This is a genomic window from Nocardioides szechwanensis, assembly GCF_900103935.1.
Lineage (GTDB): Bacteria > Actinomycetota > Actinomycetes > Propionibacteriales > Nocardioidaceae > Nocardioides > Nocardioides szechwanensis.
Genome location: NZ_FNIC01000011.1, coordinates 38,847 through 52,175, shown reverse-complemented (window position 1 = coordinate 52,175; position 13,329 = coordinate 38,847). Strand labels below are relative to the sequence as shown.

The window sequence follows — 13,329 nt, the reverse complement described above, 5'->3', positions numbered from 1 at the left end:
AACGACGGGCCCAATGGCCGTAGGCGGTCCCCGGACGCACGACCAGACTCGGCAGCATCACCCCCGCTGTCCGGGAGGACCCGATGGCCCAGATGGAACGCCTGACCCCGCTGTCCGCTGCTTTCCTCGAGGCCGAGAACGTCGACCCCCTGGCCTCACTGGCGATCGGCTCGCTGGCGGTCTTCGAGGGCCCGGCCCCGGACTTCTACGACTTCGTCAAGACCATCGAGGGCCGGCTCCCGCTCATCCCGCGCTACCGCCAGCGGCTGCGCAACGTGCCCTTCGACCTGGCCCCGCCGGCGTGGGTCGACGACCCGGAGTTCGACGTCCGCAACCAGGTACGCCGGGTCGCGCTGCCGGCGCCCGGCGGGCGCGCCGAGATCGGCGAGCTGATGAGCCGCGAGATGGCCGTGCCCATGGACCGCAGCAACCCCCTGTGGGAGTACCTCTTCGTCGAAGGCCTCGAGGGCGGGCAGTGGGCGCTGCTCTCCAAGGTCCACCACAGCATGGTCGACGGGGTCTCGGGCACCGACATCTACCGCCTGGTCCTCGACGCCGGCCCGGAGCCGAGCCCGTCCGTGCCCGACACCTGGGTCCCCGAGGCACCGGTCTCGGAGGTCGAGTTCACGATGGCCGCCCTGCGCGACCTGGCCGCCTCCCCCGGGCACCTCGCCGGTGCGGCGGTGCGCGGCCTGCGCCGGCCCTGGGCCGCGGCGGCGGCGGGCCTGCGGTCCGCCCGCGGCGTCGTCGAGATCGCCGGGGCACTGCTTCCCACGACCCGCAGCACCCTGACCGGGCCCCTCGACGGCTCCCGGCGCTACTCCTGGACGACCGCCGACCTGACCCGGATCCTGGCGGCGCGCACGGCGCTCGGGGTCACCGTCAACGACCTCGCGCTGACCGCGGTGTCCGGGGGCTTCCGCCGGCTCCTCGAGTCGCGCGGTGAGGTGCCGCACGCCCACACCCTGCGCACGCTGGTGCCGGTCTCGACCCGCCGCCCGGGCACCGAGGCCGTGCCCGGCAACGAGGTGTCGCTGCTGCTGCCCTACCTCCCGGTCGACCTCGAGGACCCCCTCGAGCGGCTGGCCGCGGTCCGCGAGCGGGTGCAGACCCTGCGCGCCCACCACGAGGACGAGGCCGGCGGCCAGCTCACGCTGCTCTCCCAGCTGGCGCCGTTCCCGACCGTCTCAGCCGGGATCCGGCTCGGCATGCGCTTCCCACAGCGCCAGATCACCACCGTCGCGACCAACGTGCCCGGGCCCCGGCAGCCGCTGTGGTGCCTGGGCCGGCGCGCGGTCGAGATGCTCCCCTACGTCCCGATCGCCGACCGGGTCCGGATCGGGATCGTGATCTTCTCCTACTGCGACACCCTCACCTTCGGGCTGACCGGCGACTTCGAGACGGTCCCCGACCTGGACCTGCTGACCGACGGCATCGCCGCGTCACTCGAGGAGCTGCTGGTCGCCGCACGGTAGCGTCTGCCCCATGGCAGATCGTCCCGGGAACGGAGGTCCCGAGGACGGGACCAACTACGGCTGGCTCTACGGCGCCAAGGGTGGCCAGGAGCCGCCACCCGACGCGACCCGCGCCATCCCGAAGCAGTCCCGGCCGGATCAGCCCAGCCCCGACCAGCCCCGCCACGACGAGACCAGGGTCATGCCCACCCAGCAGCCACCCGCCGGCAGCGCACCCCGCGCCCCGGCCCCGGCACCGACACCTGCCCCGGGCGGTCCCCCCGCCCGCGCCTCGTCCGGCGGCTCGAGCCGCTTCCGCCGGCCGCGTTTCTGGTTCCGGATGGTGCTGCTCCTGCTCGTGCTGTGGCTCGTCTACACGATCGCGGTGCCGTTCTTCGCGTGGCAGAAGACCGACAAGGTCGAGTTCGCCCCCGACGGTGACCGACCGGGCGACCAGCCCGGCACGACGTACCTCCTGGTAGGCAGCGACTCCCGCAAGGGCCTCAGCGCCGAGGAGCGCAAGAAGTTCAACACCGGCAACCCCAGCAGCGAGCTCACCGACACGATCATGCTGCTGCACACCGGCGACGGGCCCGACGTGCTGCTCTCGATCCCGCGCGACTCGATCGTCGACATGCCCGGCCACGGCCAGAGCAAGATCAACTCGGCCTACGCCCGCGGCGGCGCCAAGCTGCTCGTGCGCACCATCGAGAACGAGACCGGCATCCGCATCGACGAGTACGTCGAGATCGGCCTGGGCGGCGTCGCCGGTGTCGTCGACTCCGTGGGCGGCATCGAGGTCTGCCCGAAGGAGGCGATCAAGGACAAGCTCGCCGGCCTGGACATCAAGAAGGGCTGCCAGGAGGTCGACGGCGAGGTCGCGCTGGCCTACTCCCGCTCGCGCAAGCAGTCGGCGCTGGGCGACCTCGACCGGGTGCAGCGCCAGCGTGAGGTCGTGGCCGCGATCGGCGACAAGGTGCTCTCGCCCTGGTCGGTGCTCAACCCGGTCCGCTGGTGGCGCCTCAACAACTCGGTGCCCGGCTTCTTCGGCTTCGGCGAGGAGACCAGCACCCTCGACGCCGGCCGCTGGGCCCTGGCGATGACCAAGGTCGGCGGCAAGGACGGGCTCACCTGCACGATGCCGGTCACCGACGGCTCCGCCGAGACGTGGGACCGCGACCGGGCCGAGCCGATCTTCAAGGCGTTCATCGAGGACCGCACCGACGACATCAAGCCGGCGCAGTGCACGCCCAGTGGTCTCCCCAACCAACGATGAGCGGCTACGAGACCCTGACCTGGGACGTCGACAGCGACGGGGTCGCCACCCTGACGCTCAACCGCCCCGACGCCCTCAACGCCTTCGACCTCACGATGGCGCGCGAGCTCGAGCAGGTGTTCCTCACCGACGCCCGCGACGACGCCGTCCGCGCCGTGGTGGTGACCGGTGCCGGCCGGGCGTTCTGCGCGGGCATGGACCTCTCGGCCGAGGGCAACGTGTTCGGCCTGGACGAGTCGGTGACCCCGACCCCGGAGGACCTGCGCGCCCACCTCACGGAGCCGCCGTACCACGACGGGATCCGCGACACCGGAGGCCGCGTCACGCTCGCGATCCACGCCCTGCCCAAGCCCGTGATCGCCGCGATCAACGGGCCAGCCGTGGGCATCGGCGCGACCATGACCCTGGCCATGGACCTGCGCCTGGCCTCGACGAAGGCCCGGATCGGGTTCGTGTTCGGCCGTCTCGGCGTCGTGCCGGAAGCCTGCTCGTCGTGGTTCCTGCCGCGCATCGTCGGCATCCAGCAGGCGCTCGAGTGGGTCTACTCCGCCGACATCCTCACCGCCGACCAGGCCCTCGCCGGCCGGCTGCTGCGCAGCGTCCACGAGCCCGACTACCTGGTGCCCGCGGCGCAGGAGCTCGCGCGCTCGTTCGTGGTCGACCGCTCCCCCGTGGCGCTGGCGCTGGCCAAGCAGCTGCTCTACCGCAACGGCGCCGCCGCCGACCCGCTCGAGGCGCACCTGTCGGACTCGCTGGCGATGTTCTACACCTCGATCGGCGACGGCGTGGAGGGCGTGGCGGCGTTCCGCGAGAAGCGCGCGCCACGTTTCGCCGGCCGCGCGAGCGACCTGCCGCGGATCTTCTAGCGGGGACGCGCCAGCGGACCCGCTGATGGTGGTCGAGCGAGCCGCGCGGGTGAGGCACGAACCCGCGACCGGCGTGTCGAGACCCGGCCCACGACGCGGCGGCAACCGGTCAAGCGGCCAGGCTGCGGCGCAGCTTGGCCAGGATGCCCGTGAGCAGCCGCGACACCTGCTCCTGGGTGACGCCGACCTCGGCCCCGATCTGGGCCTGGGTGCGGTTCTCGAAGAAGCGCAGCTCGATGATCCGGCGGTCACGCGGGCTCAGCGCGCCCATCAGCGGCTGGAGCGCCAGCCGCGCCTCGGCACTGGCGAAGGCGGGGTCGAGGTCGCCGAGCTTCTCGGCGGGTGCCTCCGGGTCGCCCTCGGGACGCGGGGCGTCCAGGGAGTCGGGGGCGAAGCAGCCGATGGCGTTGATCGAGTCGATGACCAGCGCCAGCGGGATGTCGAGGTGTACGGCGATCTCGGAGGGCCGCGGGGCGCGGCCGAGGCGCTGGTAGAGGTCGGCCTCGGCGTTGCTCACCCGGGTCTGGACCTCCTGCACCGACCGCGGCGGGCGCACCGTCCAGCCGGCGTCGCGGAAGTAGCGGCGGATCTCGCCGCGCAGGGTCGGGACGGCGTAGCTCAGGAAGTCGTCACCCAGCGTGGGGTCGAAGCCGCGCACGGCCTTGATCAGCCCGAGGTAGGCGACCTGGTCGATGTCCTCGTCGGCGATGCCGCGGCCGTGGTAGCGACGCGCCACGTCGAGGGCGACCTCCATGTTGATCCGGATGACGTCGTTCTCGTAGCGCGCCCGGGTGTCGCCCACGCTGGCGCGCGCACGCGACAGCAGGCGCGCGGTCTCGATCCGGCGGCGCGACTCGCTCAGCGCCGGGGCAGCACCATGGGCAGACGACTGGGCATACGAAACCGGGCTCGGCTCCATCCCCAACACCTCCCCCAGTGCATGACCCAGTGCGATGACCCTGTGACGGCCTCCCAGACCGTCACACCGATGGTCGCACGAGGGGGCGGGGGCCACCCACGAAACGCGGAGAAGTGGTCTGGACCTCTGCACCCGGAGCCGTGCTCCCGGAATGGGTCAAAATGCGATTGGTCGAGGCCGCCGAAGTGGGGGGATATCGGCGGCCTCGACCAAGTCACCCGTACCCGGGCACCCCGGGCGTATACGCGGCGGCCGAAACCTTTACCTTTCCGGGCCCGTCAGGACTCGGACTCGAGCGCCTCGGTGAGCAGGGCGACCAGGGCCTCCAGCTGGACGTCGGAGGACGACGAGATCTCCTCGTCGGAGCCGTCCAGCGCCCGGGCCGCGAGCCCGGCCTTGCTGTCGATGAGCTCGGCGATCTTGGTGTCGATCGTCTGGGCGGCGATGATCCGCCACGCCGTGACCGGCTCCTCCTGGCCGATCCGGTGCACCCGGTCGATCGCCTGCGTCTGCTCCGCGTCGGTCCACGAGAGCTCCGCGAGCACGACGTTGGAGGCGACCTGGAGGTTGAGCCCCACCCCGGCGGCCATCAGCGAGCACACCGCGATCGAGACCTCGGGGTCGTTGACGAACGCGTCGATGTTCTTCTGGCGCTTCGTCGACGTCTGGTCGCCGCGGATCGAGGCGTAGCCGATGCCGCGCTTGGCGAACGTCTCCTCCGCGAGGTCCATGACGTCGACGTGCTTGGCGAAGAACACCACCTTGCCGACGTTGCGCGCGAGCTGGGCGGCGTAGTCGGCGGCGAGGCCGGCCTTGGCCTGGCCGATCCGGCGCACCATCCCGAAGACGTTCTCGCCGGTCTTGGCGGAGTCGGAGTCGGCCAGCTCCCAGCCGGCCACCCGCCGTACGAGCTCGTGGTCGATGCCCTCGACGGTGACGCCGGAGGTACGGGTCTCGAGCGCTGTGCGGTAGCGGGTGACGAGCCGCTCGGCGAGCTCACGCTCGGCCTGGCGGATCGAGCTGCCGACCATGTCGTCGAGCTCGACCGGGAGGTCGGCGATCCGGCGGGCGGGGATGTCGGCCGCGACGTCGATCTTGCGGCGGCGCACGATGCCGAGCTCGATCACGCTGGCCCGGGCCGCGGGGTAGAAGCCGGGGTCGACCGGGGTCAGGCCGGTCTCCTCGAGCGCCTCCATCAGCAGCGGGCCGGGCAACTTGTCGTCGATCCAGCCGAGGAACTGCCAGATGGCGCGGAAGTCGTCGATGTCGTTGATCAGCGGGGTGCCGGTGAGCGCCATCAGCAGCGGCCGGACGGTGCGCGCGCGCAGCCGGTCGGCGAGCTGGAGGACGTGCTGGGAGCGCTGCGACTTCTTGTTCTTGATGAAGTGGGCCTCGTCGACGACCATGCCGCGGAAGCCCAGGTCGCCCAGCCAGCCGACGTGGCGGTCGAGGACCTCGTAGTTGACCACGACGATGTCGGCGAAGGCGTCGATCTCGTGCCCGTCACCGTGGATGACCGTCACCGGGCGCTGGGGGGTCCACAGGTGGGCCTCACGGGCCCAGTTGGTCTTGACGACGTTGGGTACGACGACCAGCAGCGGGAACGCGCCGGCCGCCTCGGCGGCGAGCAGTGCCTGGGCGGTCTTGCCGAGGCCGGGCTCGTCGGCGAGCAGGAAGGTGCGGTGGCCGTCCTCGGCCGCGGCCACGACCTGCGCCTGGTGGGGCATCAGCTCGAGCCCGGGCGGGAGCCCGAGCAGGGTGTCGGGCTCCGGGAGCGCCATGCAGGACGAGGCCCCGCCGTACTCGAAGGCACGGAAGAGCGGTTCCAGGAGCTCCCAGGTGGCGAGCCGGCGCGGGTGGGCCCGCGGCTGCGGGGCGGAGAAGTCGGGGGTGAGGAACGGGTTGGCGAGCTGGCGGGAGACGACCGACTGAGGGACGACCCGGCGCGTGGCCACCGGTGTGGCCGCGGCCTCGGCGGGAGCGGGCTCCTCTTCCTCCTCGACCTCGAGGCCGGCGGCCTCGGTGAGCTCGCGCTTGAGCATCTGGGCGGCGTCGGAGACGTCGGCGTCCTCGGCGAGCAGGGAGAGCAGGGAGGTGTCGCGCGCCGCGGACTTGGCCAGGATCGTGGCGACCCCGTCGAGCCGCTTCATCTGCTCGGCGCGGCGGGCCTCGGTGATCTCGGCGTCGGACCTGACCCGGGAGCGCTCCTCGCGCACGAGCAGCGCGATCACCTGGAACTTGGTGCGCCCGGGGCGGCTCACGGCTCCGCGCTGGACCTCGTGCTCGACCTCGCGCACCGCGCGGGCGAGCACCGGGATGATGCCCTCGTTGTCGAGCTTGCGGCCACGCCGCTGGTTGCGCGGGGCGGTGCGCGTGGCGCCGGCACGGCGCTGGCCTCGTCGGGCCACAGACTCCTCCTTCGGGTGCCGCTCGGTTCCGCCGGGGCGGACGGGCGACACCGCACACTGTCCCGGGGCCGGGGCCGCCGGGACGTCGAGCGGAACGGACCAGGTGTCCATCCCGCGACGCAGCACTCGGTCCCGCGTGTCTTGGTCGACGTGACCGGGACCGGACGCACCTGGCCGACAGCTGTCGAGGGCCGGTGCTGGGGCAAGCGTAGCGCGCCCGGCAGGAATGGCGGGAGGCGACGCCGGGTTATGTCGTCATGACCAGCTGGCAGGACCCCGAGGCCGTGCGCTTCATGCTCGACGACTGCGAGACCTGGGCGGTGGTCGGGCTGTCGGGCGACCCCAGCCGGACGGCGTACTCCATCGCCGAGCTGCTGCAGAGCCGCGGCAAGCGGATCGTGCCGATCCATCCCGCGGCGGCCGGGGAGGGCGGGCTCACCGTGCTCGGTGAGACCGGCTACGCGACCTTGGCCGACGTGCCGTTCCCGATCGACGTGGTCGACGTCTTCCGCCGCTCCGAGTCGGCCGGCGAGTTCGCCGACCAGGCCGTCGCGGTCGGCGCCAAGGCCGTGTGGCTCCAGCTCGGCGTGGTCGACGAGGCCGCCCTCGAGCGCACGACCGCGGCCGGCGTCCCGATGGTGATGGACACCTGCCCCGCGATCGAGTGGCGCAAGCGTCCGAGCGTCTGAGAGGCCTCCTACTCAGGGACCGGTGAGCGGCACTTGAGGCGGACGCGGCGGGGGTGGTCTGCTCCCTAGCGTCGTCAGCATGACGATCCTTCTCAGTGACCCGCGGGTGTCCGCGGTCCCCGTGCGCGACCTGGGCGAGCCCCTGGTGCGGCTCGACGCCGAGCTGTCCCCCAGCCGCCAGCTGGTCCGCAGCGGTCTCGCGGAGCGGCTGGTCGCGGCGGACGCCGCGCTGCCGCCCGGCATCGGCCTGCTGGTGGTCGAGGGTCACCGCCCGTTGGCCGTCCAGCGCGCCATCGTGGCGTCGTACACCGCCGTGGTGCGCGCCGCCCACCCCGGCGCCTCCGAGCCCGAGGTGCACCGCCTCACCAGCAGGTACGTCGCACCCGTCGCCGTCGCGCCGCACGTCGCGGGCGCGGCGGTCGACCTGACGCTGGTGGACGCCTGCGGTGACGAGCTCGACCTGGGCACCGCGATCGACGACACCCCCGAACAGAGCGACGGCCGCTGCTACTTCGCCGCCGACGGGATCGGCGCCGACGCCCGCGCCCACCGTCGGCTGCTCGCGACGGTGCTCGGCGAGGTCGGGCTGGTGAACTACCCGACCGAGTGGTGGCACTGGAGCTTCGGCGACCGCTACTGGGCGCTGGCCACCGGGGCGGCCCACGCGCTCTACGGTCCGGTCGACGTCGAGGTCGCGGCATGAATGCCCTGATGGCCGTGCACCCGGGGCCGGTGCGTCGCCGCGGGCCGAGCCTGACCGTGGACCTCGACGCGGTGGCGGCCAACACCAAGCTGTTCGCGGCCCGCACCGAGGGCGCCCTGATGGCGGTGGTGAAGGCCGACGGCTTCGGCCACGGTGCCGTCGGCGTCGCCCGCACGGCGCTGTCCAACGGGGCGTCGTGGCTCGGCGTGACCAGCATCGACGAGGCACTTCCGCTGCGCGACGCGGGGCTGCGGGCGCCGGTGCTCAGCTGGCTGAACCCGCTCGACGCCGACTTCGCGACCGCGATCGGCTCGCGGGTCGACCTCGCCGTGCCCAGCCGCGAGCACCTCGACGCGATCTGCCGGGCCGGCATCGGCGCGCGCATCCACCTCCAGCTCGACACCGGCATGGCCCGCGACGGCGCCGCGCCGTCCGCGTGGGCGGCACTGTGCCGCGCCGCCCGGCACGCCGAGCGCCTCGGAAGCGTCTCGGTGGTCGGCGTGATGGGCCACCTCGGCTGTGCCGACGAACCGGCGGACCCGGACAACGCGGCCGGGCGCACCCGGTTCGCGTGGGGCATCGAGGTCGCCCGCGCCAGCGGCCTGCGCCCGCCGCTGCGCCACCTCGCGGCCACCGCGGCCACGCTCACCGACCCGCTGAGCCACCACACGATGAGCCGGGTCGGGGCCGGTCTGGTCGGCATCGACCCCTCGCACACGACCGTCCTCTCCCCCGCGATGACCCTCACCGCGCCCGTGGTGGGCGTGCGCCGGGTGCGCGCGGGCACGCCGGTGGGCTACGGCCACGCCTGGAGCGCTCCCCGCGCGACCAACCTGGCGCTGCTGCCGCTGGGCTACGCCGACGGGCTGCCGCGGGCCAGCTACGGACGGGCCGAGGTGTCGCTGCGCGGCGTCCGGCACCAGGTCGTCGGCCGGATCTCGATGGACCAGGTCGTCGTCGACGTGGGCGAGGCGACCGTCGCCGTCGGCGAGACCGCCACCGTGTTCGGACCCGGCCACGCCGGCGAGCCGACGGTGGCCGAGTGGGCGTCGTGGGCCGACACGATCGAGCACGAGATCGTCACAGGCATCGGCAGCCGGGTGGCGCGATGATCCGGGTGGCCGTCATCGGCGGCGGCCAGAGCTGCGAGCACGAGGTGTCGCTGGCCTCGGCGGCCTCCGTGGCCGCGGCGCTCGACCGGACGTCGTACGACGTGGTGCGGCTGACCATCGACCCGCACGGCACCTGGCTCGACAGCGGCAACCGCCCGATCGGGCTGGCCGGCGCCGCGCACGTGCTGCGCAGCTGCGAGGTCGTGCTCCCGGTCGTGCACGGCCCGCGGGGCGAGGACGGCACGCTCGCCGCGCTGTGCGAGCTCGCCGGTCTGCCCTACGTCGGCTCCGGCGTCGGCGCGGGCGCGATCGCCATGGACAAGTGGGTGACCAAGCTGGTCGCCGAGGCCGTCGGCCTCGCGACCGCCCCGGGCGTCGTGCTGACGGCGGCGACGGCACCGACATACGCCTGGAGCCACCCGGTGGTGGTCAAGCCGGTCGCGGCGGGCTCCAGCCACGGCGTCACCCTGGTCGACCGGCCGGAGCTGCTGGACCAGGCGCTCGACGCGGCGCTCGCACTCGACCACCGGGTGCTCGTCGAGGACGTGATGACCGGGCGCGAGGTCGACATCGCCGTGCTGGCGCGACCCGACGGCTCGCGGCTGGTCTCGCCGGCGCTGGAGATCGTGGCCGAGGGGCTCTTCGACCACGACACCAAGTACGGCGGCCACGCCGACTTCCGGGTGCCCGCCTCGCTGACCGACGCGGAGGCGAAGGGGATCGAGGATGCCGCCGTGGCGGTGTTCGACGCCCTTGGCTGCCGGGGCGTCGCCCGGGTCGACTTCTTCCTGACCGCGGCCGGACCGGTGCTCAACGAGGTCAACACCATGCCGGGCTTCACTGCGGAGTCGCAGGTGCCCAAGATGTACGCCGCCGGCGGGCTGTCCTACCCCGACCTGCTGGACCTCCTGGTCCGCGACGCGCTGGCGGCGCCGGCACCGTGCGGATAGCCGGGCTCGACCTCCTGCGCGGCGTCGCGATCGGGCTGGTGATGCTGCGGCACGCGTTCCCCTCGCTGTTCGCGGGCGCCGGGGTGGTCGGGGTCGTGATGTTCTTCGCGCTGTCGGGGTTCCTGATCACCGGCGTGCTGCTCGGCGAGCTCGAGCGGGAGCACCGGGTCGACCTGGGCCGCTTCTACCGGCGGCGGGCCCGTCGCCTCGTGCCGGCGTTGCTGCTCCTCGTCGCCGGGGTCGTCGCCGTGACGCTGCTGCTCGACCCGCTGGGCGACCGCGACCAGCTGGGCAAGACCGTGCTCGTCGCCCTGACCTGGACCGGCAACCTGCCGTTCGGGCACGCCAGCGACGCGACGTTCCACCTGTGGACGCTGGCCACGGAGGAGCAGTTCTACCTGGTGTGGCCCGCGGTCCTGGCGCTCGCGTTCGCCCGTCGCCGGGTCGGCGTCGCGCTGGCGGTGACCGCCGCCGCGTGCCTGCTCGCCTGCGTGCTGACGCTGCTGTGGCTCGCTGAGTCGCCCGACCTCGCCTACGCGCTGCCGACCTCGTGGGCGGTGTGCTTCGTGATCGGCGCGGCCACGCGGGTCTACGCCGACCGGCTGGTGCTGCCCGGCTGGTCGGTACCCGTGGCGCTGGCCGGGCTGGCCCTGCTGAGCGTGGTTCCATTGCGGGGTCATGCGCTCACCTACCTGGCGGGAGGCCCGGCCATCGCTGTCCTGACCGCGGTCCTGCTCGTCTCCTGGCGCACCTGGACGACCGTGTCGGGCCCAGCCCTGACCGCGCTGGTGTGGCTCGGGACGGTCTCCTACGCGGCCTACCTCTGGAACTACCCACTCACGCTCTGGCTGCGCCCGCACCTCGACCTGGCCGGCCCGGTCGCCGCGGTGCTGACTCTCGCGATGGCGGCGGTCAGCTGGTACGCCGTCGAGCGGCCGTGGCAGGAGCGGCGCCTCCCGGCCGTGGTGGCGGCGACGTGACCGACGTACGACGCTGGCTGCCGGACGCCGCCCTGGGGCTGGTCGTCGGCGCCCTCGGGCTGTTCGAGATCAACGGCATGACCGTCTACAGCGACCTCGTGGCGATGGCCCTGTTCCTCGTCGTCGTCGGCACCGGCGCCGCCGTGGGGCTGAGCCGGGCGCAGCCCGGGCTCGCCCTCGGGCTGGTGTGGGTCATCTGCGCGACCCAGGTCCTGGCGGGCGCGCCGATCCTGCTGGTCCAGGTCACGATCGCGGTCGTCGCCTTCGGTACGGCGCGGTGGGGCAGCACCGCGACGGTGATCGCGAGCGCCCTCTCGATCCCCGCTGCGGCGCTGCTGACCGCGCTGCTGGTGGTCAGCGAGGACTACCTGTCCGGCATCGACGACGGCAGCCTGCGCGAGCTCATCCGCGCGGCCTACAACGTCAGCGACTCCTGGGAGGTCGGCGCGGTCGTGATCGGGGTGGCCGTGCTCGGCGCCCCGTGGCTGGCCGGGCTGGCGCTGCGCTTCATGGCCCGCGCCCAGGCCTCCGAGGAGTCCCAGGTCGCCGCCGAGCAGGAGGCGGCGAGGGCCATGCACGAGTCCGAGCAGGCCCGCGAGATCGCCCGGCTCCGCGAGGAGCAGGCCCGCCTCGCCCGCGACGTGCACGACGTCGTCGGGCACTCCCTCGCGGTGATCCTGGCCCAGGCCGAGTCGGCGCAGTACCTCACGGACGTCGACACCCAGAAGCTCAAGGTGACGATGGAGAACATCGCCACCTCCGCGCGCTCGTCGCTCCAGGACGTACGGCAGGTGCTCACCCCGGCCGCCTCCCCCGAGGCGCCGCGCAGCGCAGCGCTCGAGGACCTGATCGCCGGGGTCCGCGCCAGCGGGCACGAGGTCGTCTCCACCGAGGTCGGCACGCCGCAGCCGCTGCCGCCCGAGCTCGAGGTCGTGGCCTTCCGGGTGCTCCAGGAGATGCTGACCAACGCGATCAAGCACGGGCAGCGCGACGAACCGGTGTTCGTCGAGCGGCACTGGCCCGACGGCAGCTGGGTCGGCGAGCTGCGCATCGAGGTGCGCAACGTCGTGCGCACCGGCGTCGAGGACACCCCGCCGGGCCAGGGTCTCGACGGCATGCGACGCCGCCTCGAGGCGGTCGGCGGACGGCTCGACGTACGACGTCGGGAGGCGCCGGGCGGACCGACCTTCACCGTCACCGCGTGGGTGCCCGTGCGTACGGTGAGCCGGTGACGATCCGAGTCCTGCTGGTCGACGACCAGGACCTCTTCCGTGAGGGCGTCGGCGTGATCGTCGACGCCCAGGACGGCATGGAGGTGGTCGGCTCCGCCGGCGACGGCCTCGAGGCGGTACGGCTGGTCGAGGAGCTCGAGCCCGACGTCGTGCTCATGGACATCCGGATGCCCGAGATGGACGGCGTCGAGGCGACGCGGCAGATCTTCCTGCCCGAGCGGGTCGCCCGCCGGACTCGTCCGGTGCGCGTGGTCGTGCTGACCACCTTCAACCTCGACGACCGCGCCGCGACCGCGATCCGCTACGGCGCCAGCGGCTTCCTGCTCAAGGACACCACTCCCCTGCTGCTGCGCGACGCCATCCGCACCGTCCACGCCGGCAACGCCGTGCTCGCGCCCGGCGACCTGTCCGCGCTGCTCGAGGGACAGTTCCGGGCGCAGAGCCCCACGCCGCCGGCGTACCTCACCCTCACCGACAAGGAGCGCGAGGTCTTCTCGGCCGTCTCACGCGGCCTGTCCAACACCGAGATCGCGGCGCTCGTCTTCGCCGGCGAGTCGACCGTCAAGACCCACGTCGGCGCCATCCTGCGCAAGCTCGGCCTGCGCGACCGCGTGCAGATCGTGGTGTTCGCGCACGAGCACGGCCTCACTGGCTGACCCCTCGCGTCGTTGCACGGGTCGTGTGCCCCGGGGTGCGGCGTGGCGCTCGCTGAGACACACGACCCACCCAGCGAGCGCGAG

At 73.2% G+C, this 13,329-nt stretch carries 12 protein-coding genes; 10 read left to right on the top strand and 2 right to left on the bottom strand.

Annotation, left to right across the window (positions count from 1 at the left end; all coding sequences use genetic code 11):
• Window positions 1-83 precede the first annotated feature (83 nt).
• Genes BLR90_RS19450 through BLR90_RS19440 form a run of 3 tightly spaced genes read left to right on the top strand, consistent with a single transcriptional unit; the run spans window position 84 to window position 3,596 of the window.
• Window positions 84-1,475 (top strand): WS/DGAT/MGAT family O-acyltransferase, encoded by a 1,392-nt coding sequence (locus tag BLR90_RS19450; RefSeq protein WP_091026891.1) that lies wholly within the window; start codon window positions 84-86, stop codon window positions 1,473-1,475.
• A 10-nt stretch (window positions 1,476-1,485) separates the two neighbouring features.
• The gene (locus tag BLR90_RS19445; protein ID WP_091026890.1) at window positions 1,486-2,730 is read left to right on the top strand and encodes an LCP family protein; all 1,245 of its coding nucleotides are present in this window, start codon (window positions 1,486-1,488) and stop codon (window positions 2,728-2,730) included.
• Window positions 2,727-3,596 (top strand): crotonase/enoyl-CoA hydratase family protein, encoded by an 870-nt coding sequence (locus BLR90_RS19440; RefSeq protein ID WP_091026889.1) that lies wholly within the window; start codon window positions 2,727-2,729, stop codon window positions 3,594-3,596. The genes BLR90_RS19445 and BLR90_RS19440 overlap by 4 nt, the downstream gene beginning before the upstream one ends.
• 109 nt (window positions 3,597-3,705) lie before the next feature.
• On the opposite strand, the gene BLR90_RS19435 is transcribed toward BLR90_RS19440, so the two are convergent.
• Together BLR90_RS19435 and BLR90_RS19430 are read right to left on the bottom strand one after the other, a co-directional pair.
• Window positions 3,706-4,515 carry a sigma-70 family RNA polymerase sigma factor gene (locus tag BLR90_RS19435; RefSeq protein WP_091026888.1) on the bottom strand — a complete coding sequence of 270 codons (810 nt, stop codon included), beginning with the start codon at window positions 4,513-4,515 and terminating at the stop codon, window positions 3,706-3,708.
• A 278-nt stretch (window positions 4,516-4,793) separates the two neighbouring features.
• Window positions 4,794-6,923, bottom strand: a complete 2,130-nt coding sequence (locus tag BLR90_RS19430) for a DEAD/DEAH box helicase (protein ID WP_091026887.1) — start codon at window positions 6,921-6,923, stop codon at window positions 4,794-4,796.
• Window positions 6,924-7,180: 257 nt separating this feature from the next.
• On the opposite strand from BLR90_RS19430, the gene BLR90_RS19425 reads away from it, so the two are divergent.
• From BLR90_RS19425 to BLR90_RS19395, 7 genes are all read left to right on the top strand, one after another.
• On the top strand, window positions 7,181-7,612 hold the full coding sequence (locus BLR90_RS19425) for a CoA-binding protein (protein WP_091026886.1): 432 nt from the start codon (window positions 7,181-7,183) through the stop codon (window positions 7,610-7,612).
• 79 nt (window positions 7,613-7,691) lie between these two features.
• Window positions 7,692-8,315, top strand: coding sequence for a M15 family metallopeptidase (locus BLR90_RS19420; RefSeq protein WP_091026885.1), 624 nt, complete (start codon window positions 7,692-7,694; stop codon window positions 8,313-8,315).
• Window positions 8,312-9,427: an alanine racemase gene (gene alr, locus BLR90_RS19415; RefSeq protein WP_245715418.1), complete on the top strand. Its 1,116-nt coding sequence runs from the start codon at window positions 8,312-8,314 to the stop codon at window positions 9,425-9,427. Before BLR90_RS19420 ends, alr begins: the two co-directional genes overlap by 4 nt.
• A complete protein-coding gene (locus BLR90_RS19410) occupies window positions 9,424-10,377 on the top strand; it encodes a D-alanine--D-alanine ligase family protein (protein WP_091026883.1) in 954 nt (317 codons plus the stop codon). Before alr ends, BLR90_RS19410 begins: the two co-directional genes overlap by 4 nt.
• Entirely contained in the window at window positions 10,368-11,357 is a 990-nt protein-coding gene (locus BLR90_RS19405) for an acyltransferase family protein (RefSeq protein WP_218029466.1), read from the top strand. Before BLR90_RS19410 ends, BLR90_RS19405 begins: the two co-directional genes overlap by 10 nt.
• Window positions 11,354-12,589, top strand: coding sequence for a sensor histidine kinase (locus BLR90_RS19400; protein ID WP_091026882.1), 1,236 nt, complete (start codon window positions 11,354-11,356; stop codon window positions 12,587-12,589). Before BLR90_RS19405 ends, BLR90_RS19400 begins: the two co-directional genes overlap by 4 nt.
• Window positions 12,586-13,245: a response regulator gene (locus BLR90_RS19395; protein WP_091026933.1), complete on the top strand. Its 660-nt coding sequence runs from the start codon at window positions 12,586-12,588 to the stop codon at window positions 13,243-13,245. The genes BLR90_RS19400 and BLR90_RS19395 overlap by 4 nt, the downstream gene beginning before the upstream one ends.
• The last annotated feature ends 84 nt before the right edge of the window (window positions 13,246-13,329 follow it).

Bases quoted from the DNA above. Each gene is read 5' to 3' on its own strand.
- BLR90_RS19450 (WP_091026891.1), top strand. From the start codon at position 84: ATGGCCCAGATGGAACGCCTGACCCCGCTGTCCGCTGCTTTCCTCGAG.
- BLR90_RS19445 (WP_091026890.1), top strand. From the start codon at position 1,486: ATGGCAGATCGTCCCGGGAACGGAGGTCCCGAGGACGGGACCAACTAC.
- BLR90_RS19440 (WP_091026889.1), top strand. From the start codon at position 2,727: ATGAGCGGCTACGAGACCCTGACCTGGGACGTCGACAGCGACGGGGTC.
- BLR90_RS19435 (WP_091026888.1), bottom strand. From the start codon at position 4,515: ATGGAGCCGAGCCCGGTTTCGTATGCCCAGTCGTCTGCCCATGGTGCT.
- BLR90_RS19425 (WP_091026886.1), top strand. From the start codon at position 7,181: ATGACCAGCTGGCAGGACCCCGAGGCCGTGCGCTTCATGCTCGACGAC.
- BLR90_RS19420 (WP_091026885.1), top strand. From the start codon at position 7,692: ATGACGATCCTTCTCAGTGACCCGCGGGTGTCCGCGGTCCCCGTGCGC.
- alr (WP_245715418.1), top strand. From the start codon at position 8,312: ATGAATGCCCTGATGGCCGTGCACCCGGGGCCGGTGCGTCGCCGCGGG.
- BLR90_RS19410 (WP_091026883.1), top strand. From the start codon at position 9,424: ATGATCCGGGTGGCCGTCATCGGCGGCGGCCAGAGCTGCGAGCACGAG.